The organism is Ruegeria sp. BB6, assembly GCF_056539385.1.
In genome coordinates this window covers 94969-117384 of the sequence record NZ_JBQFUW010000007.1, presented here as the reverse complement: position 1 = coordinate 117384, position 22416 = coordinate 94969, and the positions used below count along the sequence as shown (strand labels likewise).

Below are 22416 nucleotides of genomic sequence, written 5' to 3'. Positions count from 1 at the left end.
ATCTGATGGCTCAGATATCGTTTTCCCGCCGTTTGCGCCGCACCCCATTTTCCGAAGGCGTAGAGGCTGCCGGAGCCAAGGCATTTACGGTCTATAACCGTATGTTATTGCCCACCGTTTTTGAATCTGTCGAGGCCGACTATCGGCATCTGAAGTCTCATGTTCAGGTGTGGGACGTTTCGTGTGAACGGCAAGTGGAATTGCGCGGGCCGGATGCCACACGACTTATGCAGATGCTGACACCGCGTGACCTGCGGGGCATGCTACCGGGGCAATGTTACTACGTGCCGATTGTCGATGAGACGGGCGGCATGTTGAACGATCCCGTGGCCGTCAAACTTTCAGATGATCGTTGGTGGATTTCCATTGCGGACAGTGACTTGTTGCTGTGGGTTAAAGGAATAGCCAATGGGTACCGGCTGGACGTACTGGTTGACGAACCCGACGTATCTCCGCTTGCCGTTCAAGGGCCAAAGTCGGACGAGTTGATGTCCAGAGTCTTCGGTGATCGTGTTAAGGATATTCGTTTCTTCAAATTCGACATGTTCGAGTTTCAGGGGCGAGATCTGGCCGTTGCACGGTCGGGCTACTCAAAGCAGGGCGGCTTTGAAATCTATGTCGAAGGCACAGATATTGGAATGCCGCTTTGGAATGAGCTTTTTGAGGCAGGCAAGGATCTTGATGTCCGTGCAGGGTGCCCGAACCTGATCGAAAGGATCGAAGGGGGGTTACTGTCGTACGGCAATGACATGACCGACGACAATACTCCTCATGAATGTGGATTGGGTAAGTTCTGCAACACACATACTGCTATCGGCTGTATCGGACGCGACGCCTTGCTGCGCGTGGCAAAGGAAGGTCCGGTTCAGCAGATACGTCCAATCGCGATTGATGGGGAACCCGTGCCAGCCTGCGACCGCCCCTGGCCGGTTTTTGCCAGCGGCAAACGCGTTGGGCAGGTCACCTCGTCAGCATGGTCGCCTGATTTCTCAACCAACGTTTCCATTGGGATGTTGAGATTGAGTCATTGGGACGCCGGAACCGAAGTCGAAGTCGAAACGCCTACAGGCATGCGAAGGGCTGTGGTGCAGGAAAAATTTTGGATTTGATCGGATCAAGACCGATCTATGACCTGTTGTAAATGAAAGGAAAGTTAGATGTTCAATGCCTTGGTCATGGAAAAGGACGAGGATAGCGGCCTGGCGAGCGCCTCGCTAAAGCAGCTTTCCGTCGAAGACTTGCCGCACGGCGAAGTTACAATCGCGGTGGAGTATTCGACGGTGAACTACAAGGACGGTCTTTGCATGTCACCCAAAGGCGGCGGGCTGGTCCGTAACTATCCTCATGTGCCCGGCGTGGACTATAGCGGCACGGTCGAGGCTTCAACGGACGATCGGTACAAGCCCGGTGACAAGGTCGTTTCAACAGGCTGGCGCGTTGGCGAGGCTCATTGGGGCGGGTACGCGCAAAAGGCCAGCGCATTGGCGGACTGGCTGGTGCCCTTGCCAGACGGGTTGGACACGCGTCAGGCAATGGCGGTTGGAACGGCGGGATTCACTGCGATGCTATCCGTGATGGCGCTGGAGGATCACGGTCTGAAACCGAATAGCGGCCCTGTATTGGTGACCGGCGCTGCGGGCGGTGTTGGGTCCGTCGCGACAGCGATTCTAGCCAACCTTGGCTATGAAGTCGCAGCCGTTACCGGGCGCCCCGAAGCAGGCGAGTACCTCAAATCACTGGGCGCGACCACCATCGTGCCCCGTGAAGATTTGAACGAGACGGTTAAGCGCCCGCTGGAAAGCGAAACATGGGCCGGATGCATCGACGCGGTTGGCGGCGAGATGCTGGCCCGCGTCTTGGGGCAGATGAAATATGGCGCTTCCGTCGCCGCGGTTGGTCTGGCCGGAGGCGCAGGTCTGCCCGCGTCAATTATTCCGTTCCTGCTGCGCGGAGTGAACCTTCTGGGCATCGACAGTGTCATGCAGCCATATGACAACCGCGTGCGCGCGTGGCAGAGGGTGGCGACAGACCTACCGATGGACAAGCTCGAAGCGATGATTCAGCCCGCAACCTTGGGTGATCTGCCACAATTGGGCACTGAAATCCTTAAAGGACAGGTAAAGGGTCGTGTGGTCGTTGACGTAAACGCCTGACCTCAAAGATTTTCAGGGGACCGGCCAGCCATAAGGTTGACCGGTCCTTTTGCCCTTTAAAGAACCCCAAAATGCCGGAAACAACTCTGGTCATTGGCGCAATTCCCCATCATCATTGCTATACATCCCAACTGCGATGGCTTATGAGCCTAGCAAACAGCACCTGAAGACGGGGAGTGAGCAGCATGTCTGACGATTTCGAACTGGACACAGACGATCTGAAGCGCCGCATGGAGGGCGCAATGTCCAACCTCAAAACCGAGTTTGCGTCGCTGCGCACCGGGCGCGCGTCGGCGTCGATGCTCGAGCCGGTGATGGTGGACGCCTACGGCTCGATGACCCCGATTAACCAAGTTGGTACGGTGAATGTTCCCGAACCGCGTATGGTCACGGTAAACGTGTGGGACAAAGGGCTGGTCGGCAAAGTCGAAAAAGCCATTCGTGAAAGCGGGTTGGGGATCAACCCTCAGCTAAACGGCACGATCATCATGCTGCCGATCCCCGAGCTGAACGAAGAACGCCGTCGCGAGCTTGGCAAGGTCGCGGGGCAATATGCCGAACACGCGCGGGTCTCGATCCGCAATGTGCGACGGGACGGTATGGATCAGATTAAGAAAGCCAAAGCTGACGGCATGTCCGAGGACGACCAGAAATTCTGGGAAAGTGAAGTTCAGGACCTGACCGACGAGATGATCAAGACCGTCGACGCCGCGCTTGAGACGAAACAGTCAGAAATCATGCAGGTTTGACGCTATAATGCCCGACACCGCTCATACCGCGCCAGTTGATGGCCCTCGCCACGTCGCCATAATCATGGATGGTAACGGCCGCTGGGCGCAAGCGCGGGGCAGGCCACGCCTGTTCGGACACCAGGCAGGCGCGCGCCGCGTACGCGACGTGGTAGAGGCGTGCCCGAGCCTCGGCATCAAATATCTGACCGTCTTTGCGTTCTCGACCGAAAACTGGAAACGCACACAGGCCGAAGTCGCCGGGCTGATGAGCCTGTTTAGGCGCTATATCATCAAGGAAACGCGGAATCTCACCAGCAACGGTGTGCGCGTTCGCTTTATCGGTGATCGTGTTCGTCTGGACGCCAAGTTGATCGATCTGATGGATACGCTGGAAGATGCCACCAAGGACAACGATCTGGTGCACTTGACCATCGCCATCAACTATGGCGGCCGGGACGAGGTCGCGCGCGCCACAAAACGGCTGGCACGAGACGTCGCAGAGGGTCGTTTGAAACCCGAAGATGTGGATGAAGAAACCCTGCCCAAGTATCTGGACACGCACGTTCTTCCTGACCCTGACCTCGTCATCCGAACAAGCGGCGAAGCGAGGATTTCCAACTTTCTGTTGTGGCAGTCCGCATATTCCGAATACGAGTTCATCGATACGCTCTGGCCCGATTTCACGGCTGCCGAACTTGAGCGGCTTTGCCGGAACTTTGGAACACGAGAGCGTCGGTTCGGAGCAATTTCGGCATGAGTGAAGGCCGATGGTCTGACCTGACAGCGCGCGTTCTGTCAGCAGCGGTTCTCGTTGCTATTGGCTCGGTCGAGGTTTGGCTGGGCGGTCTCTGGTTTGAAAGTTTTATCGCCATAGCGTGCGGCCTGATGACGTGGGAACTGGTCCGGATGATCGACCCGGATCGGATCGCAGTCGCGGTGCAATTGGCAATACTGACTGGCGTTGCCGTTGTCCTCAGCTATCACGTGCCACCTCTCTACAAGTTGCCGCTGCTGTTGGCGCCTGCTTTAGTCGGCGCAGGGCAGGTGAGCCGCGCCAAGGGAACATACGCCTTGTTTGCCGCCTGGATTGCGGCAGCGGGTCTTGGCTTTATTTCCATACGCGAAAACATGGGGTTTGGCTGGATGGTGTGGCTGATCTCGGTCGTCGTAGCGACGGATGTGGCTGGTTACTTCGTCGGAAAAACCTTTGGTGGTCCTAAGTTCTGGCCGAAAGTTAGCCCAAAGAAAACTTGGTCTGGAACCGCTGGCGGTTGGGCCGCTGCCGCTTTGGTCGGTATTATTTTCGCGCTGCACGCCGGTTTTGGAGCTTTGTTTGTCGCAGTGTCCGTACTTGCGTCCATGGCAAGCCAGGCCGGTGATATTGTCGAAAGCGCGACCAAGCGGAAGTTCGGCGTCAAGGACAGCTCGAACCTGATCCCCGGGCACGGAGGATTCCTTGATCGGTTTGACGGGATGATGGGGGCCGCTCTGTTCGTGCTGATTGCCGGACTGATATACGCTCCGGGTGCAATGTAATGCGCAAAATTTCCATTTTTGGTGCGACGGGTTCAATCGGACAGAACACAATTGATCTGATTGACCGCGATCCTGGCAAATACGATGTCGTGGCGCTGACTGGTGGCTCCAACATTGAACAACTGGCCAAGGATGCCCGACGTCTGCGTGCTGAATTGGCCGTCACTGCCCATGAAGATCGCCTGAATGATCTTCGGGATGCCTTGGCAGGAACCGGAATCGAAGTCGCTGCGGGATCGCAGGCGATCAAAGAGGCTGCGACGCGCCCAACTGACTGGGTCATGTCCGCCATTGTTGGTGCTGCTGGCCTCCCTCCGGGGTTAGAAACCTTGAAACAGGGTGCAACGCTAGCGCTGGCCAACAAAGAAACACTGGTCTGCGCAGGTGAGCTGGTACTGGAAACCGCCCGCAAGAACGGAGCGCGGTTGCTACCGGTTGACAGTGAACATTCAGCCGTTTTTCAGGCTTTGGTTGGCGAGGACATGAGTGCCGTTGAACGGGTCATCATCACGGCCAGCGGCGGCGCATTTCGCGATTGGTCACTCAGCGATCTTGCAAGCGCGACAGTCGAGCAAGCGTCTAGCCATCCTAACTGGAACATGGGCCAACGGATCACAATCGACAGCGCCTCTATGTTCAACAAAGCGCTTGAGCTTATTGAAACAAAAGAGTTCTTCGGCGTGTCACCGGATCAGATCGAAGTTCTGGTTCACCCGGAATCCATTGTTCATGCACTTGTGGGGTTCAATGACGGGGCTGTCATGGCTCACATGGGCGCACCGGACATGCGCCATGCGATTGGCTACGCATTGCACTGGCCGAATCGCCGAAATCTGCCGGTCGACCGATTGAACCTGGCCAAGCTGGGTCAGCTAAGGTTTCACGAGCCGGACACCGCGCGGTATCCAGCTTTGGACCTGGCGCGCGGCGTGATGGAACGAGGAGGGCTCTCAGGTGCGGTATTCAACGCCGCCAAAGAGCGCGCACTGGACCACTTCATTGACAGAAAGATCGGATTCTTGGCTATGGCGGATATCGTTGAAGCTGTATTGAACAAATCCGAAGCCGAAAGTGGCCTTATTGATGCCCCTTTAACACTTGATAACGTACTGCATACGGACCATTTGGCACGTAAGTGGGTAGATGAAACCGTAGCCCAACGCGCAGGATAGAATTTTGGACTTACTTTCGCTGATCCCCCAGTTCGGTAACTTGTTGTATACCATCATCGCTTTTGTGATTGCGCTTTCGGTGATCGTAGCGGTGCATGAATACGGGCACTACATTGTCGGGCGTTGGTCAGGGATTCATGCCGAAGTTTTCTCGATCGGCTTCGGCCCCGTTCTGTGGAGCCGCGTGGACAAGCGCGGGACGCGTTGGCAAATCGCGGCCTTACCCTTTGGCGGTTACGTTAGATTTATGGGTGACGCGAACGCGGCGTCCGGCAAGGACGAGGGCGCCATGTCGGAAATCTCCGAGCAAAGCCCAGAAGATCTGAGAAGAACCATGCACGGCGCCCCGCTTTGGGCGCGCACTGCAACAGTCGCCGCCGGACCGGTTTTCAACTTCGCCATGTCTATCGTGGTGTTTGGCCTTATTTTCCTGTCTCAGGGCGTTACCAAGGAGCCGCTGACCGTCGGTACTCTCTCGCCATTGCCGGGCACAATTCAAGAGCTTCGCGAAGGGGACGAAATCATCGCGATCGCGGGCGTCAAACTGCCCGATTTCGATCAGGAAGGGTCTTGGGGAGAATTTACCGACTCCTTACCCGTTGAGCCGACTTTGAATTACACGGTTCTCAGGGACGGCCAGACCCTTGATGTGTCCGCTCCTTGGTTGATGCCGCCACTGATCCAGCAGGTTGCCCCTCGTAGCGCTGCGATGGACATTGATTTGAAGAAGGGTGATGTCATAACCGCCGTTGACGGCGACCCGATCTTCGCGTTCGAGCAACTGAAGGAACACGTGGAAAGCTCTGACGGCAAAGTACTGATGCTGGATGTCTGGCGTGATGGGGCCGAGCTTGAATTTGCCCTGGCGCCGCGCCGAACGGACGAACCTCAACCCGACGGCGGCTACGTCACACACTGGCGTATAGGAATCGTTGGGGGCATGATGCTTGACCCTGCGACCGAACCAGCGGGCGTCTTGGATTCCCTTTCCGGCGGAGTAAGGCAGACGTTGCGCGTGATCGAGGGGTCATTGTCAGGAATCTGGCATATGGTTACAGGAGCAATCAGCACCTGCAACATGTCGGGCCCAATCGGAATTGCCGAAACATCAGGCGCAATGGCAAGCCAAGGGGCGCAGAACTTCATATTCTTCATAGCTGTTCTGTCCACGGCCGTGGGTTTGCTCAACCTCTTTCCCATTCCCGCACTTGATGGGGGGCACTTGGTTTTCTACGCCTACGAAGCCGTCGCAGGCAAACCACCAAGTGACGCCGTGCTTCGGGTTCTGATGGGGGTCGGCGTTACCGCAATCCTTGGGTTGATGCTGTTTTCGGTGACCAACGACCTGTTCTGCTGATTGTGGTGAAGGTGGCGCGGAAAGGCCGCAATTGCGCCGTATTTTTAGCATATGATCTGTGATGTAATTTAATTGCATCAGAGGGTGCTATGACACGGGCGCTGCAAAAGTCGTACAAGAGCTTCAGCTTTCTTTTCCTGTTGAACTGGGACACGATCCTGTTCTTCATGGCGACCGCTTTGGCAATGCTAGGCTGCGCATATCTGATCAATATGTGATTCTTGCTTTCCATAAAAATACTACAGTGAGCGACCTTCTGGGTCGCTTTGCTTTTTGGGCTTTTGACAAGGTTTCCTAATCCCGCTACTCAAACTTAAAGTCCTGAAATTTTGGGTAGAGAAAAATATGACTGATAGGCGAGGCGCAGGCACATCCTGCGGAGGGCAGAAGCTAACAAACAATATTTTGTGGCGAACGCTATCCATTTTTTCCCTTATTTTTTTAGTGAGTTTAGTGTCTGTCCCGCAGGTCGCGCAGGCGCAAAGCTACACCATAAATTCCTTCGATGTTGACGGAAACCGTAGGATCGAAACGTCTACGATTATCGCCCGCACTGGCATCCAGCCGGGCCAGACAGTAACTGCCGGTGAATTGAACGATGCCTTTCAGCGTTTGCTTGACAGTGGTGTTTTTGAGACAGTCGAACTTACGCCACGCGGAACGACTCTGCAGATCGAAGTTCAGGAATATCCGACGATCAACCAGATCAGCATCGAGGGAAACCGCCGCGTAAAAGATGATGTTCTGATCGAAGCGATCTCATCTCAGCCGCGCCGCGTTTTCACCCCACAGGTTGCAGAGGCAGATGCCGATCTGATCGCCGAGATTTATTCGGCGCAGGGCAGGGTATCCGCCACCGTTATCCCTCGCATCATTCGCCGCAGCGACAACCGCGTAGATCTGGTGTTTGAAATTGCCGAGGGCACCACGATCGAGGTCGAGCGTGTCAGCTTTGTCGGAAACCGCGCCTTCTCGGACCGCCGTCTGCGTCGGGTGCTTGAGACAAAGCAGGCCAACTTCCTACGGACGTTCCTGCGCAGTGACACTTTCATCGCTGATCGGATCGAGTTCGACAAACAGGTCATCCGGGATTTCTACCTGTCCCGTGGCTATGTCGATTTCCGCGTCAACAGTGCAAACGTCGAATTCACCCGCGAGCGTGATGCGTTCTTCCTTGTGATGAATATCACAGAAGGTCAGAAATTCTCGTTCGGAAAAATCTCGACAGTCAGCGAGATACCCGGCGTCAACGCCGCCGATTATCAAAACGCACTGAAAATCAAGCCCGGGGTCACGTACTCTCCTTCCTTGATCGAAAACTCTATCGCGCGTCAGGAACGTCTTGGCATCAAGCAGGGCGTGGACTTCTTGCGGGTCGAACCTCGGGTTACGCGAAACGCACGAGACCTGACACTGGATGTGCAGTTCGTCCTGACCAAGGGACCGCGGATTTTCGTTGAACGGATCGACATTGAAGGCAACACAACGACGCTTGACCGAGTGATCCGCCGCCAATTCGATACCGTTGAAGGCGACCCGTTCAACCCTCGTGAAATCCGACAAGCGGCCGAGCGTATTCGCGCGCTTGGGTTCTTTGCGGTTGCGGATGTCGAGCCACGCGAAGGTTCATCGCCGAGTCAGGTGATCGTGGACGTGGACGTGGAAGAACAGCCCACCGGATCGTTGAGCCTTGGCGGTAGCTACTCGGTTTCAGATGGTTTCGGGATTGCAATTGGTCTGAACGAGTCGAACTTCCTTGGCCGCGGGCAGAACCTTGGCATCACGCTCTCGACCGCCCAGGATGCAGAGCAATATACTCTGAGCTTCTCTGAACCTTATCTGCTGGGGCGCAGGCTGCGTTTTGATCTGGGTCTTGGACTTGCGTCCACGAACTCAAGCTTTGCCAGCTATGATACCGAGCGAGTGTTCTTCAACCCGCAACTTAGCTACTCGATCGGTGAATTGTCGGCCCTGAGACTACGCTACGGCTGGGACCGCAGCGAGATGACGCAGCAGGACAATGAAGTCAACGGTGCGGTTATTTCCTCGGAAATTGACCAGGGTAAACGGACAACCAGCTCGTTGGGCGTATCTTATGTGTATGACAGCCGACTGGGTGGTCTGAACCCAAATGCTGGTGTTCTGTTTGAAGTTGGCCTTGATGCCGCAGGGCTGGGCGGCGACAACGAGTTCTATAAGTCGACCGCCAGGGCGATCGCTCAGACTCGGGTGCTCAGCGAAGAAGTCGTTCTGCGCGCCACGCTGGAAATGGGTGCCCTGCATTGGAGAGGGGACGATTTCAGCCGGACACTCGACCGTTTCGTTCTTGGCCCCAATACGTTCCGGGGATTTGAACCTGCAGGTCTAGGCCCACGCGACCTTTCCAATGGTCAGGATGACGCGATCGGCGGCAACTACTACTGGGTCGCTCGGTTCGAGTCGGACTTCCCGCTGGGTCTGCCCGAAGAACTGGGTTTGCGCGGCGGTGTGTTCTATGACGTTGGCAACCTCTATAACATTGACAATGTAAACACTGCCGGAGCGGACATCGTTGGCGCGGACGGCTCTATTCGTCATGTTGTCGGGGTATCCGTACTTTGGGAAACACCGTTCGGTCCCTTGCGCTTCAACTTCTCGAAAGCCCTGAAGAAAGAAGATTTCGACCAGGAGCAGAATTTCGACCTGACCATTCAGGCGCAGTTCTGACAAAGAGATGATGAGCTTTTTCATGCCAAAACTGCAGGGCCCTCTCCGGGCCCTGTGTGTTTTTCTGACAGTCGCTTTTGCCGCTCCGGTTCACGCCCAGCAGTTGGGTGTTCCACAAACGGCAGTTCTAACGATCTCAAGCGAGCGTCTGTTCGCAGATTCTCAATTTGGCCAGCGTGTCCTGCGCGAGATCGAAGCCGAAGGCACCCTGCTGGCCGAGGAAAACGAACGGATCGTCGCCGAGCTTAGCAGGGAAGAAAAAGACCTGACTGATCAACGCGCCGACCTTCAGCCTGACGAGTTTCGACCACTGGCCGAAGCGTTCGACATGAAAGTTCAGTCACATCGGGACGGACAGCGCGCCAAGTTGGACGCGCTGGCGCGAAAAAGTGAGGATGCTCAGCAGACATTCTATGAGTTGATACAGCCCGTTTTGATCGACTTGCTTCGCGAATCCGGGGCTACGGTCATTATTGAACGTTCCAGCGTTTTTCTAAGTTCTGATCGTACCGATGTTACCGAGGCTGCGATTGCGCGAATAGACGCCGTAATCGGCGATGGAAGTACCATCGAAAACGGTTCCGACGAATAGGTTTGCTTGCCCTTGGGTCGCGGTGTTGCTAACCACTCGGCAAAGAGAAATCCAGAACGGGACACCTTCATCATGACCACGGAAACCCAGAGTGCAGACATTCAGCTGATCCAGCGGATATTGCCACATCGCTATCCGTTTCTATTGGTGGACAAGGTCGTTGACATCTCGGGCTATCAATCCGCCGTCGGCATCAAGAACGTCACGATGAACGAGCCGCACTTTCAAGGCCATTTCCCCGGAACGCCGATCATGCCGGGCGTCACCATTGTCGAGGCGATGGCGCAGACCGCAGGGGTAATGCTGGGAGTGGGCATGGACGTGATCGACAGCGAGCTGCTGATCTACTTCATGAACATCGACAAGTGCAAATTCCGCCGAAAAGTCGTGCCCGGCGACGTGCTTGAGATGCATGTTGAAACCGTTCGCGGCAAAAAGGGTGGCAAGATCTTCAAGTTCAGCGGTCGCGCAACGGTCGAAGGTGAAGTCGCCGCCGAAGCCGAATTTTCGGCCTACGTTGACTGGGACATGGAAAAAACGACATGAGCGGCGTCCACCCAAGCGCAATAATCGAAGACGGCGCGCAGATCGGCGAAGGCTGTATCATCGGCCCGTTCTGCTATGTCGGGTCCAAGGTGAAATTGAGCGACCGTGTCGAACTTAAGTCTCATGTCGTTGTCACGGGCGATACCTCGATTGATGAGGATACCGTCGTTTTCAATTTTTCGGTCATTGGTGAAATCCCGCAGGATTTGAAATTCGGGGGGGAAGATACGCGTCTGGAGATCGGCAAACGCAACCGTATTCGCGAACATGTCACCGTGAATACCGGGACCGAGGGCGGCGGCGGCGTGACCCGAATTGGCGACGATTGCCTGCTGATGGCAGGTGTACATGTCGCACATGATGTCCAGATCGGCGACCGAGTTATCATGGTCAACCACGCAGGTGCGGCCGGACATTGCATCATTGAGGACGACGTGATCGTCGGTGGCATATCTGGCCTGCATCAATGGGTGCGTGTCGGTCGCGGTGCAATCATCGGCGCGTTGACAATGGTGGCAAACGACGTGATCCCCTATGGCCTCGTTCAAGCGCCCCGCGGTGAGCTTGACGGTTTGAACCTTGTTGGGCTCAAGCGGCGTGGTGTTTCCAGAGCTGATATCTCGGCGCTGCGTGCAGCGTTCCGTGAGCTTTCGGCAGGCGAGGGCACCTTTATGGAGCGCGCCCACCGTTTGGGTGACGATCACGAGAGCGAGTACGTAAGGCAAATCGTCGAATTCGTCACTGGCCATTCCGATCGCTCGTTCCTGACTCCGGGGAAGTAACACCATGTTGGCGCTGATTGCGGGTACAGGCTCTTTACCGGGTGAAGTAGTCGAACAACTGTCGGACCGCCCGATAATCTGCGCGATGGAAGGATTTGACCCGACGCCATTGGTCGCGGATATCGTGTTCCCGCTTGAACAGCTTGGGACATTTATCAACGATTTGAAGGCGCGGGGCGTCACAGAAGTGTGCATGGCTGGTGCGGTGCAACGACCTGCTGTCGACCCGTCCCGCATTGACGCAGCAACCATGCCATTGGTCCCTATTCTGCAACAGGCGATCATGGCTGGGGATGACGGTGCGCTGCGGGCGGTCATAGGTATTTTTGAAAACGCTGGCTTTGCTGTGCGCGCCGCGCATGAAATAGCACCAAATCTCTTGCCAAATTTGGGCTGTTTGACCAAAGCCGAACCTTCCGACTCCGATTTGTCCGACGCGAACCGGGGGGCCGGAATTCTGAGGGCGATGGGCGCTGCCGACATTGGTCAAGCCTGTGTCGTGTCTAAAGGTCAGGCGTTGGCCTTAGAGGGCATATTCGGAACCGCGTGGATGCTGCAATCGCTGACTCAGCGGCCGGACGCTGGTGGCGGGGTGCTCATTAAAGCGCCAAAACCAGATCAGGATCGCCGTGCTGACCTACCTGTGATCGGTCCCGATACCGTCGCCAGCGCAGTCGCCGCGGGTCTATCCGGTATTGTGATCGAAAAGGGCGGGGTGCTTGTTCTGCAAAAGGAACGGGTCATTTCCGATTGCGACCGCCTTGGCCTGTTCTTGTACGTACGCGAGCGGACGAACTGATGCGCGTGTTTCTGGTCGCCGGTGAACCATCGGGAGACCGATTGGGCGGTGCCCTGATGGAAGGCTTGCGAACTTTGGTGCCCGATGTGGTATTTGACGGCGTTGGCGGGCCTTTGATGCAGGCGCAAGGTTTGCAAAGCCGCTTTCCCATGTCCGAGCTTTCGGTGATGGGGCTGGTGGAAGTCCTCCCCAAGTTTTTCCACCTGAAACGTCGTATCTCTGAAACAGCGCAAGCCGTTTTGGACACAAAGCCCGACGTTCTGATTACCATCGACAGTCCCGATTTTTCCTTGCGCGTCGCCAAGCTGGTAAAGGCGCAAAGCGATACCCGAACCGTTCACTATGTGGCACCCAGTGTCTGGGCATGGCGGCCCGGACGTGCGGACAAGATGGCCAAAGTCATTGACCACGTACTGGCATTGCTACCGTTCGAGCCGCCATACATGGAGCGCGCAGGAATGGAGTGCGACTTCGTCGGCCATCCGGTTGCCAGTGAATCGCAGGCGACTTTACAAGAGGTCGAAGATTTCCGGGCATCTCATGGCTTGGGGGACGCTCCGGTTTTGCTGGCTTTACCTGGTTCGCGCCGGGGCGAAGTTGAGCGGCTTGCACCTGTTTTCGGGCAAGCATTGTCGCTTTTTCTTCAGGATCGACCGGACATGCGCGTGGTCGTGCCCACAGTTGCGCATATGGTCGATACGGTCCGCGAACACGTCAAAGACTGGCCGGGCGACCCCGTGGTTGTAGACCCGCGGAACTTGCCTGCGGCACAGGCGGTCGCACAGAAACGGGCTGCGTTTTCGGCCGCTGAAGTGGCTCTTGCGGCTTCGGGAACGGTTTCGCTGGAACTCGCCGCGCAAAATACTCCGATGGTAATTGCCTACAAGCTAAGCTGGTTGACCCAGAAAATAGCCGAGCGGATGGTCAAGCTGGAAACCGTTACGCTGGTAAACCTTGTTTCTGACACGCGCGCAGTACCCGAGCGTTTGTTGGATGATTGTACACCGGATCAAATAGCTGAGGCTTTGGCAGAGGTTGTTCGTGATCCTGCGGCGCAGCAAGGGGCCATGGATCTGACGATGAATCGACTGGGTCGAGGAGGAGAGGCTCCGGGACTTCGGGCGGCGAAAGCCGTGTTGGACAGACTTCCCACAGCATCATGACCGAGCACATCATTTTCGCCATTTCTGCCGGGATTGTGACGATCTCGACCAATCTCGACAATCTTGTCGTCCTGTTTGGTCTGGTGATGGTGATGCAGACAAGGCGCGCCGTAATAGGGTTTGCCGTTGCTCAGGCGTTGATCCTGTCACTCTCGCTTGTGATCGCCAGCGGCCTTGACCAAACCGGCTTTTTGAATTGGGTCGGCTATCTTGGCATTGTCCCCCTAACATTGGGGCTTCGCGGTATCTGGCATCAGCTTTCCGGCTCGGAGGAACGGAAAATACCAGACCGAGGGGCAGTCACGTCGGTGGTTGTTTTGTTCCTGAGCCTGTCCATTGATACCCTCGCCGCCATGACGCCGCTATTGGCGGATTCGACGCCCGCATTTCGGGTTGCAGCGCTGGTCGGAGCCGTGTGCGCTCTTGCGGGTCTGACAACACTGGCAAGTTGGGGCGCGCCTCGTGCGCAAAGCCTTGGACCCCGTATCGCACGTCTGGACCGGATCGCGCCCTATATAATGGTGTCCGTAGGTCTCTACATTCTAGTCAACAGCCCGACGGACATGGTTTGAACTCCGCGCATCAATAGCCGCGCCAGATCCAGCCACCGCCAAAAATGCGGCTGCCTTCGCTTGCGTAAAACACACAGGCTTGGCCCGGTGAAACGCCTTCTTCTGGTGTCAGCAATTCAACTTCGGCAGTGGTTTCAGTCAGGGGCCGGACGATCGCCTCACGCGGGGGGCGGGTCGAGCGGACCTTGACCGAGACATGCCATTCGTCTCGGGACGTGAATGGCTCATCGCCCAGCCAGTTGATCTCGCGCACGGGTATCGTGCGGGTGGCCAGCATCTCTTTTGGGCCGACCACAACCTGCTTTTTGTCCACGTCCAGCTTTACAACATACAGCGGTTCGCTAAGACCCCCGATGCCTAGGCCGCGGCGCTGACCAATCGTGTAATGAATCACACCTTCATGCTGCGCCAGCGCGCGCCCGTCTGCATGCACAATTTCTCCGGGCTCGGCCGCGCCGGGACGCAATTTTTCAATCACACTGGCGTAGTTGCCATTTGGCACGAAACAGATGTCTTGGCTGTCGGGTTTGTCCGCCACGGCAAGCCCATATTGCGCGGCCATTTCCCGCGTCGCATCCTTTGAAGGCAGATGCCCCAGAGGAAAGCGTAGAAACTCAAGCTGCTCAGGCGTGGTCGAGAACAAGAAGTAGGACTGATCGCGGTTCGCATCTTCCGCGCTGTGTAGCTCTGGCCCATTTCGGCCCATCTTGCGCTGAATGTAGTGGCCAGTCGCCATGCAATCGGCTTCAAGATCCTTGGCCGTTTCAAGTAAGTCCTTGAATTTCACGCGCTCGTTGCAACGGATGCACGGAACCGGCGTCGCACCGGCAAGATAGCTGTCGGCGAATTCGTCGATTACGGCGTCCTTGAAGATATTTTCGTAGTCCAGGACATAATGCGGGAACCCGCGCTCTTCAGCTACACGGCGCGCGTCGTGGATGTCGATCCCGGCGCAACAAGCACCTTTCTTGGCCAGCGCAGCACCGTGGTCGTAAAGCTGCAAGGTTACACCAACCACGTCATAACCCTGATCCGCCAAATGCGCTGCCACGACGGAACTGTCCACGCCCCCGGACATCGCCACGACGACCCGTGTTTCGGACGGGGGTTTGGCAAAGCCAAGCGAGTTCAGCGGGGTCTCGGTATCGAGGGCCATGACGATTCCAGTGCGGGTTAAGAAAGACCGGCAGAATATAGGAAAATTCTAGACACTCTCAAGGGGTGGTTTCACCGCTCATTAAGTAGGCTGGTGTCAGCTTTGTCGCAGCAGGAAAAGGTATGAAAGATGTATTTGCACAAAGTTGAGGGGCCAAGGTCAGTAACCCTGCCTGATGGAACGATTTTATCGCGGGCCGACCTGCCCCCGGAGAATACAAAAAGATGGGTCGCCTCGCGAAAGGCCATTGTGGTGCGGGGGGTATTGTACGGGCTTATTTCCCTGTCAGATGCAAAATCTCGGTACGGCCTAAGCGATGAAGAGTTCAATTCATGGGTTTCAGCGGTTGCTGAACATGGAATGGACGCGCTGAAGGCAACGGCATTAAAAAAATATAGACAACCTAAAGATGAGGCGGAATAAATGATTCAACGGTAACGTCAGATTAACCATTTTTAAGCAGGCTCGATTTAATTGCAAAATTGAACCGAATTGGAGCAGTAAATGCGTATACTTCTTGTTGAGGATGATCCAACCACGTCGAAAAGCATCGAGTTGATGTTGACCCACGCCAATCTCAATGTCTATGCGACAGACCTCGGCGAAGAAGGTATCGATCTTGCGAAATTATATGACTATGACCTGATCCTTCTGGACTTGAACCTGCCGGACATGAACGGCCATGAAGTTCTACGGCAGTTGCGCATTGCCCGGGTAGAAACGCCAATCCTGATCCTGTCCGGCGCTGACGATACAGAAAGCAAAATCAAGGGTTTCGGGTTCGGTGCTGATGACTATATGACCAAACCTTTCCACCGAGAGGAACTGGTGGCCCGTATCCACGCGATCATTCGTCGATCAAAGGGACATTCTCAGTCTATCATCCACACAGGACGCGTCGCCGTGAACCTGGATGCCAAGACGGTAGAGGTCGAAGGCAAAGCGGTGCACCTGACCGGCAAGGAATATCAAATGCTGGAGTTGCTTAGCTTGCGAAAAGGCACGACTCTGACCAAGGAAATGTTCCTGAACCACCTTTACGGCGGCATGGATGAGCCGGAACTGAAAATCATCGACGTTTTCATCTGCAAACTGCGGAAGAAGCTTAGCAACGCGACCGGTGGCGAAAACTATATCGAGACAGTTTGGGGCAGGGGGTACGTTCTGCGTGACCCGCAAAGCAACAGTGTTGATGAAAGGCGCATCGCTGTCGGCGCATAGAACGACCAATTGGATGTTGCCGCGGGTTCAGGGCGACTCCCTCACTCTATGAACAGCACATCTGGACCTACGATTGACCTCGCCCTATCACTGAAACGCAAGAATATGTGACGGGGCGAGGCATGAGCAATTCAATACCGGTATCAGACCTGACAGAAGAAGAAGCCCAAAGAGAACTGGCGCGGCTGGCTGATCTGATTCTGCGTGCCAACACGCAGTATCATGCAGAAGACTCTCCGGAAATTTCTGACGCAGAATACGATGAGCTAAAGCGTCGCAATACGGAAATCGAGCGCCTTTTTCCGCACCTCAAAAGACCTGACAGCCCATCTAACCGAGTTGGTGCCCAACCTGCGGACGGATTTTCCAAGGTTACCCACGCTGTTCGTATGATGTCATTGGGCAATGCATTCAGTGACGAGGACGTAGCTGATTTTGAACGCTCCATCCGAAAGTATCTTGGTCTTTCCGAAAGTTCGGAATTGTCGTTTACGGCCGAACCAAAGATAGACGGCCTTTCGCTTTCTCTCAGATACGAAAACGGAACGCTTGTGCAGGCCGCAACCAGAGGGGACGGTGAAGTCGGTGAAAACGTGACTGCCAACGCGCGCACTATTTCGGATATCCCACACGTCATACAGAACGCGCCTGAAATTCTAGAAGTCAGGGGCGAAGTCTATATGTCGCATGAAGACTTTGAACGGTTGAACGCGCGCCAGGAACAACAGGGTGACAAACCGTTTGCCAATCCGCGCAACGCTGCAGCCGGATCCTTGAGGCAACTGGATTCATCGATAACCCGCTCAAGACCGCTCAGGTTTTTTGCCTATGCCTGGGGTGAGTTAACAGAGCCATTGGCGGACACGCAAATGGGCGCAATCGATCGTTTGGCTGCGTATGGGTTTGTGACCAACCCGCTGACCGCCGTGTGCCGCACCACTGACCAGATATTGGAGCACTACCAGAGTATTGAGGCGCAGCGCGCAACACTTGGCTATGACATTGACGGGGTAGTCTACAAAGTAAACGACCTATCCCTGCAAGCCCGTCTTGGGTTCAGGTCCACAACGCCCCGATGGGCAATCGCTCATAAATTCCCGGCCGAACTCGCGTGGACCCGGCTTGAGGCGATAGATATCCAGGTTGGTCGCACCGGAGCGTTGAGCCCCGTCGCGCGGCTTCATCCGGTGACCGTTGGCGGGGTTGTCGTCTCGAACGCGACGCTTCACAACGAAGACTATATCGCCGGGCGTGATGCTAAGGGTGGAACCATCCGCGACGGAAAGGATTTTCGGATCGGGGATTGGGTTCAGGTATACCGCGCCGGTGATGTGATCCCGAAGCTGGCGGATGTCGACATCTCGAAACGCCCGACCGAAGCGCAACCATATGAGTTTCCAACCCTGTGCCCCGAATGTCATAGCGACGCGGTACGAGAGGAAGGTGATGCCGTCAGACGCTGTACCGGCGGGATTATCTGCCCGGCTCAGGCGATTGAAAGGCTGAAACATTTTGTGTCTCGCAAGGCGTTCGACATTGAAGGGCTTGGCGCAAAACAGATCGAAATGTTCTACGATGACCCTGACCTTCCCGTTAGAACCCCGGTCGATATCTTCACCTTGCAGGCTCGCGACGCGGCAAATTTGAACAAGCTCGCCAACCGAAAAGGCTGGGGGGCGCAAAGTGCCGGGAACCTTTGGGCCGCGATCGACGAGAAACGCGCAATTCCTCTGGGTCGCCTTCTTTTTGCGCTGGGTATCCGTCACATGGGGGAAGCCGCGTCTAACCTGATTGCGAACCATTATGGCTCGTGGGAGGAATTTGAACGCGCCGTAACTGCTTCTGCTCAGTTTGAAGGGGCCGGATGGGAAGACCTGTTGGCCATAGATGGCATAGGTGAAATCATGGCGCGCGCACTGGTTTCCGCTTTTGCCCAGGATGCGGAACGCGACAGCATCGACGCGCTGGTGGCGCAGTTGGACATTCAGGACGCAATTCGGCCCGACACCTCCAGCAGCCCGGTGGCAGGCAAGACCGTCGTATTTACTGGCACACTAGAGAAAATGACCAGGGCTGAGGCCAAGGCGCGGGCCGAGACGCTGGGGGCAAAGGTGTCCGGGTCGGTCAGCAAGAAAACAGACCTCTTGGTCGCCGGTCCCGGAGCTGGCTCCAAAGCTAAAAAAGCCGCTGAACTCGGTATCGAGACGTTGGACGAAGACGGCTGGCTGGCCCTGATCGGCACGTTATGACAGGGCGGCCTGAAATACTTTTTCCGCTGTTCGCCCGTCTTGAAACACTCGACGGCGTTGGGCCCAAGACTGCTCAAGCCTTGGTGCAGGCCGGGATCGAAACCCCACGCGACGTTCTGTTTGGCTTACCCTACGCGGTCATTGACCGCCGCCGACGCGACACCATCCAAGGCGCAGATTTGCCGACAACGTTGACTGTTGAGGTGACGGTGGGCGTGCATCGCGCACCCCGCAACAAGGGAGGAGCTTACAGGGTTCATGTCGAGGATTCTCAGGCAGACTTCCAACTGGTCTTTTTTCATGCGCGCGGTGACTACCTTAAGAAAGTCCTTCCTGAAGGTTCGCGCAGAGTCATTTCCGGCAAATTAGAGCTGTTCGACGGAATGGCTCAGATGGTTCACCCGGATCACATCCTGCCGGTTGAAAGCGCGCGGGAAATCCCAGAGTTCGAGCCCGTTTATCATTTGACCCAAGGTCTTACGCAAAAGACTGCGTTCAAAGCGGCCCGGAGCGCACTGGCCCGTGCACCCGATCTGGCCGAATGGATCGACCCCGCTCAGGTCGCCAAACAGAACTGGGCTGACTGGGCGACGGCGATCACCTCATCCCACATGCCTCGCGGGGCGGACGACGTCGCAAGCCATGCACCCGCACGCGAACGCCTTGCATATGATGAGTTCTTTGCTCATCAGGTGACGCTTGCCCTTGCACGTCAACGCGAACGCAAGGCGAGGGGCGTGGTCAGCGTGGCCTCGGGAGTGCTGCAATCCAAAGTATTGGCCAGCTTGCCGTACAAACCGACCAAGGCACAGATGCGAGCGATTGATCAAATCGCTGCGGATATGGCGTCAGATGCTCGGATGAACCGTTTGTTGCAAGGGGATGTTGGGGCTGGAAAGACACTGGTGGCCTTCATGTCATTGCTGGTCGCGGTTGAGGCTGGCGGTCAGGGTGTCATGATGGCTCCGACCGAAATACTTGCGCGGCAACATTTGGAAGGTCTGCGGCCACTGGCTGAAGATGCTGGAATCGTTCTGGAAATTCTGACAGGCCGCGACAAAGGGGCCGAGCGTCGCAGCAAGTTGCAAGCCTTGAGAAATGGCGACATTCACATTCTGGTAGGCACCCATGCAGTGTTTCAAAGCGATGTTGAATTCAATGATTTGCGGCTGGTCATAGTCGATGAACAGCATCGGTTCGGCGTCAAGCAACGGTTGGAGCTTTCGGAAAAAGGGCAGGGCGCCGACGTTCTTGTCATGACCGCGACCCCGATCCCGCGAAGTTTGGCGCTTGCGCAATACGGCGATATGGACGTGTCGGTTCTGGATGAAAAACCGCCCGGTCGCAAGCCAATCAAAACCGCGGTCGTCAGTACCGAGCGTATGGACGAGGTTTTTACTCACCTACGCCGCGCTATCGCGGACGGTCGTCAGTGTTATTGGGTGTGCCCTCTGGTAGACGAATCCGAGGTTTCGGACCTCACCGCCGCAGAGGAACGATTCAAACGTCTGCGCGCAGTGTTGGGTGAGGGCGTGGTTGGCCTTGTGCATGGGCAAATGCCGCCGTCAGACAAAGACGCAGCAATGGAGGCATTTCAAAAAGGGCAAACCAAGGTACTGGTTGCGACCACTGTCATTGAAGTCGGGGTGAACGTCCCCAACGCAACGATTATGGTGATCGAGCGGGCCGAAATATTCGGACTTGCACAACTGCATCAATTGCGCGGACGAGTAGGGCGCGGCGAAGCTGACTCTACCTGTCTGCTGATGTATCAGCCACCGCTGAGCGAAAACGGGCGGAAAAGGTTGGAAGTTCTGCGTGAGACCGAAGATGGATTCAAAATTTCCGAAACAGACCTGCAAATGCGTGGGGCCGGCGACTTGATCGGGACTGCTCAATCAGGGCTACCGAAATTTCGGATCGCAGATATGGAAACACAGGCCGGATTGATGGCAACGGCGCAAACCGACGCGAGGGCTCTGCTTGCTAAAGACCCCCAACTTAGCTCGGAAAGAGGACAAGCAGTTCGTGTTCTACTCTGGCTGATGAAACAGGATCAGGCAATCCGTTTAATATCAGTTGGTTAGGAATTATGTTCACTAATGTTCTCAAAAAGTTCTTTACCGACTCGGAAAAATATGAGAACAAAAGGTCAACAAAGGATTAAATCCCTGACCGGAGGTGACAAATGCTGACCCAGATAAAGACCGCCATCGCTCGCTCGCAATCGACCCTGTTGCAGGACGCGATTGGTGCAGTTTCCTTGGCGGTCATGCTGATGGTTGCCCTGCACCTGCCCGGAACGTTCTGACCCTTTTCTGCCTGCGATCTCGCGCCGATCAAACCGCGCTGTCATCCCCATCTCAGTCAAGGGTGACCTGCCTGTCCTAATTCCCTTGAAGGGGCCATGCCTCGGCCCCGCGCGGATATCCGGACCCCACGTGAGAAACGCAATGCCTGCCGCCGCCCTTTCCGCCCGAAAGGAGCGGCGGTTTTTTTACAATTGGCCGGTTTTCATGATTTCCAGCATCGCAGAAAGCACGGAATTAACCGCGACCGAAGCGAGGATCATCCCCATCACACGGCTTATGATGGCGGCGCCCGAGTGACCGATGAGGCGAATAATGGGTTCTGCCAGCAACATCAGCACGAATGCAATCGCGACGACTGAGATCATAACCAAAGCCGTTATTCCCTGATCAATGACGCTGTATCGGTTGTTATCCGTCAAAATCACAATAGCCAGCATCGCGCCGGGCGAGGCAAGCGACGGCACCGCAAGAGGAAAAATGGCCGGGTTGTGCTGGTGCATCGTGTCCTTGATGTCTTCCTCGGCCTCACGTTGCTCTATGTCCTGCTTGCTTTCGCCAAAGATCATTGTCAGCGCGAAAAGGAACAGGATGATCCCGCCCGCGACCTGAAAGGAATTGAGACCGATATCCAGCGCCTCGATCAAAAGTTGTCCAAAAACGAGGAAAAACAGCAATATGCCGGCACTAATGATGGCGGCCAACAGTGCCATCTTTCGACGCGCGGCCGCTTCTAGACCAGCGGTCACAGCTATGAAAACCGGGATGGTTCCAATGGGGTCAATAACAACCCACAGCGTTACGAAATGTTCCAATAGGTTGTTCAAAATAACGGCTCCCCCTTAATTCGCAGGAGGTTAGACCGGATCGTCAGAAAAAACTATGGTCAGGCGCAGTTTGCCTGCTCAGCTTGCTCCATCGCCTCGGCAGTCGCGTCCAGGGCCAACAGAATCGACGCGTGCCGGTTCTTGTAATCTCGAGCAGGCATCAGAACCTCAAGCCCGTCAAAAGGGGCGTCGGGGGCAGGGCCATCTTTCTTGAGCATCAGGGATAACTGGTCGCGCGCTGTTTCAATCTGCGCGCGGGTCGCACCAATGACGGCAGCCCCAACAACAGCCGCCGAAGCCTGGCCCAACGCACAGGCTTTCACGTCCTGACCGAATTCCGAGACCCTGCCATCGCGAATTTTCACGTCGACGGTCACGGTAGATCCACATAACGGCGAGCGCTTTTTCACGGTCGCGTCGGGATTTTCGAGCCGATCCAAATGAGGGATATCAGCCGCCAGCGCCAGAATCCGGCCGGAATATAGCTTGATCAAGTCATTCTCACCAGACATGGCTTTCCCTCGTTGACTGTTCCCCATACATAG

General features: G+C 55.9%; 23 protein-coding genes. 20 read left to right on the top strand and 3 right to left on the bottom strand.

Features of this window, described 5'->3' with window-relative positions; all coding sequences use genetic code 11:
- The first annotated feature begins 5 nt into the window (after window positions 1-5).
- From ACR0B7_RS16170 to ACR0B7_RS16100, 15 genes are all read left to right on the top strand, one after another.
- Window positions 6-1109: a dimethylsulfoniopropionate demethylase gene (locus ACR0B7_RS16170; RefSeq protein ID WP_170485475.1), complete on the top strand. Its 1104-nt coding sequence runs from the start codon at window positions 6-8 to the stop codon at window positions 1107-1109.
- Window positions 1110-1157: 48 nt separating this feature from the next.
- Window positions 1158-2153: an acryloyl-CoA reductase gene (gene acuI / locus ACR0B7_RS16165; RefSeq protein WP_170485474.1), complete on the top strand. Its 996-nt coding sequence runs from the start codon at window positions 1158-1160 to the stop codon at window positions 2151-2153.
- A gap of 185 nt (window positions 2154-2338) precedes the next feature.
- Window positions 2339-2902, top strand: a complete 564-nt coding sequence (gene frr / locus ACR0B7_RS16160; RefSeq protein ID WP_170388444.1) for a ribosome recycling factor — start codon at window positions 2339-2341, stop codon at window positions 2900-2902.
- Between the two features lie 7 nt (window positions 2903-2909).
- Window positions 2910-3641: an isoprenyl transferase gene (locus ACR0B7_RS16155; protein ID WP_170388443.1), complete on the top strand. Its 732-nt coding sequence runs from the start codon at window positions 2910-2912 to the stop codon at window positions 3639-3641.
- The gene (locus ACR0B7_RS16150) at window positions 3638-4420 is read left to right on the top strand and encodes a phosphatidate cytidylyltransferase (RefSeq protein WP_170485473.1); all 783 of its coding nucleotides are present in this window, start codon (window positions 3638-3640) and stop codon (window positions 4418-4420) included. The genes ACR0B7_RS16155 and ACR0B7_RS16150 overlap by 4 nt, the downstream gene beginning before the upstream one ends.
- A complete protein-coding gene (gene dxr, locus ACR0B7_RS16145) occupies window positions 4420-5592 on the top strand; it encodes a 1-deoxy-D-xylulose-5-phosphate reductoisomerase (protein ID WP_170576883.1) in 1173 nt (390 codons plus the stop codon). Before ACR0B7_RS16150 ends, dxr begins: the two co-directional genes overlap by 1 nt.
- 4 nt (window positions 5593-5596) lie before the next feature.
- On the top strand, window positions 5597-6949 hold the full coding sequence (rseP, locus tag ACR0B7_RS16140) for an RIP metalloprotease RseP (RefSeq protein WP_170485471.1): 1353 nt from the start codon (window positions 5597-5599) through the stop codon (window positions 6947-6949).
- Window positions 6950-7038: 89 nt separating this feature from the next.
- The gene (locus tag ACR0B7_RS16135) at window positions 7039-7167 is read left to right on the top strand and encodes a hypothetical protein (RefSeq protein WP_480681988.1); all 129 of its coding nucleotides are present in this window, start codon (window positions 7039-7041) and stop codon (window positions 7165-7167) included.
- Window positions 7168-7294: 127 nt separating this feature from the next.
- On the top strand, window positions 7295-9655 hold the full coding sequence (gene bamA, locus ACR0B7_RS16130) for an outer membrane protein assembly factor BamA (protein ID WP_170485470.1): 2361 nt from the start codon (window positions 7295-7297) through the stop codon (window positions 9653-9655).
- A gap of 22 nt (window positions 9656-9677) precedes the next feature.
- On the top strand, window positions 9678-10247 hold the full coding sequence (locus ACR0B7_RS16125; RefSeq protein WP_480681986.1) for an OmpH/Skp family outer membrane protein: 570 nt from the start codon (window positions 9678-9680) through the stop codon (window positions 10245-10247).
- 72 nt (window positions 10248-10319) lie between these two features.
- The gene (gene fabZ / locus ACR0B7_RS16120; RefSeq protein ID WP_170388431.1) at window positions 10320-10793 is read left to right on the top strand and encodes a 3-hydroxyacyl-ACP dehydratase FabZ; all 474 of its coding nucleotides are present in this window, start codon (window positions 10320-10322) and stop codon (window positions 10791-10793) included.
- Window positions 10790-11575 (top strand): acyl-ACP--UDP-N-acetylglucosamine O-acyltransferase, encoded by a 786-nt coding sequence (gene lpxA / locus ACR0B7_RS16115; RefSeq protein ID WP_170485468.1) that lies wholly within the window; start codon window positions 10790-10792, stop codon window positions 11573-11575. Before fabZ ends, lpxA begins: the two co-directional genes overlap by 4 nt.
- A gap of 4 nt (window positions 11576-11579) precedes the next feature.
- The gene (locus tag ACR0B7_RS16110) at window positions 11580-12374 is read left to right on the top strand and encodes a UDP-2,3-diacylglucosamine diphosphatase LpxI domain-containing protein (protein ID WP_170485467.1); all 795 of its coding nucleotides are present in this window, start codon (window positions 11580-11582) and stop codon (window positions 12372-12374) included.
- Complete coding sequence (lpxB, locus tag ACR0B7_RS16105) at window positions 12374-13537, top strand: lipid-A-disaccharide synthase (protein ID WP_170571089.1); 1164 nt, start codon at window positions 12374-12376, stop codon at window positions 13535-13537. The genes ACR0B7_RS16110 and lpxB overlap by 1 nt, the downstream gene beginning before the upstream one ends.
- Window positions 13534-14109 (top strand): hypothetical protein, encoded by a 576-nt coding sequence (locus tag ACR0B7_RS16100; protein WP_170485465.1) that lies wholly within the window; start codon window positions 13534-13536, stop codon window positions 14107-14109. The genes lpxB and ACR0B7_RS16100 overlap by 4 nt, the downstream gene beginning before the upstream one ends.
- A 10-nt stretch (window positions 14110-14119) precedes the next feature.
- Here ACR0B7_RS16100 and mnmA read toward each other — a convergent pair whose 3' ends face one another.
- The gene (gene mnmA / locus ACR0B7_RS16095) at window positions 14120-15265 is read right to left on the bottom strand and encodes a tRNA 2-thiouridine(34) synthase MnmA (RefSeq protein WP_170485464.1); all 1146 of its coding nucleotides are present in this window, start codon (window positions 15263-15265) and stop codon (window positions 14120-14122) included.
- 129 nt (window positions 15266-15394) lie between these two features.
- Here mnmA and sciP point away from each other — a divergent pair, with 129 nt between their 5' ends.
- The 5 genes from sciP (at window position 15395) to ACR0B7_RS16070 (ending at window position 21046) form a co-directional block, all read left to right on the top strand.
- A complete protein-coding gene (gene sciP / locus ACR0B7_RS16090) occupies window positions 15395-15688 on the top strand; it encodes a CtrA inhibitor SciP (protein ID WP_170485463.1) in 294 nt (97 codons plus the stop codon).
- 81 nt (window positions 15689-15769) lie between these two features.
- Entirely contained in the window at window positions 15770-16486 is a 717-nt protein-coding gene (gene ctrA, locus ACR0B7_RS16085) for a response regulator transcription factor CtrA (protein WP_170485462.1), read from the top strand.
- A 122-nt stretch (window positions 16487-16608) separates the two neighbouring features.
- Window positions 16609-18735 carry an NAD-dependent DNA ligase LigA gene (ligA, locus tag ACR0B7_RS16080; protein WP_170571083.1) on the top strand — a complete coding sequence of 709 codons (2127 nt, stop codon included), beginning with the start codon at window positions 16609-16611 and terminating at the stop codon, window positions 18733-18735.
- A complete protein-coding gene (recG, locus tag ACR0B7_RS16075; RefSeq protein WP_170571080.1) occupies window positions 18732-20822 on the top strand; it encodes an ATP-dependent DNA helicase RecG in 2091 nt (696 codons plus the stop codon). The genes ligA and recG overlap by 4 nt, the downstream gene beginning before the upstream one ends.
- 101 nt (window positions 20823-20923) lie before the next feature.
- The gene (locus ACR0B7_RS16070) at window positions 20924-21046 is read left to right on the top strand and encodes a hypothetical protein (protein ID WP_480681982.1); all 123 of its coding nucleotides are present in this window, start codon (window positions 20924-20926) and stop codon (window positions 21044-21046) included.
- A gap of 186 nt (window positions 21047-21232) precedes the next feature.
- Here the strand turns inward: ACR0B7_RS16070 and ACR0B7_RS16065 are convergent, their stop codons facing one another.
- Both ACR0B7_RS16065 and ACR0B7_RS16060 read right to left on the bottom strand, forming a co-directional pair.
- Window positions 21233-21871, bottom strand: a complete 639-nt coding sequence (locus ACR0B7_RS16065; RefSeq protein ID WP_170485459.1) for a MarC family protein — start codon at window positions 21869-21871, stop codon at window positions 21233-21235.
- A gap of 59 nt (window positions 21872-21930) precedes the next feature.
- Complete coding sequence (locus tag ACR0B7_RS16060; protein WP_170485458.1) at window positions 21931-22383, bottom strand: iron-sulfur cluster assembly scaffold protein; 453 nt, start codon at window positions 22381-22383, stop codon at window positions 21931-21933.
- Between the last annotated feature and the right edge of the window lie 33 nt (window positions 22384-22416).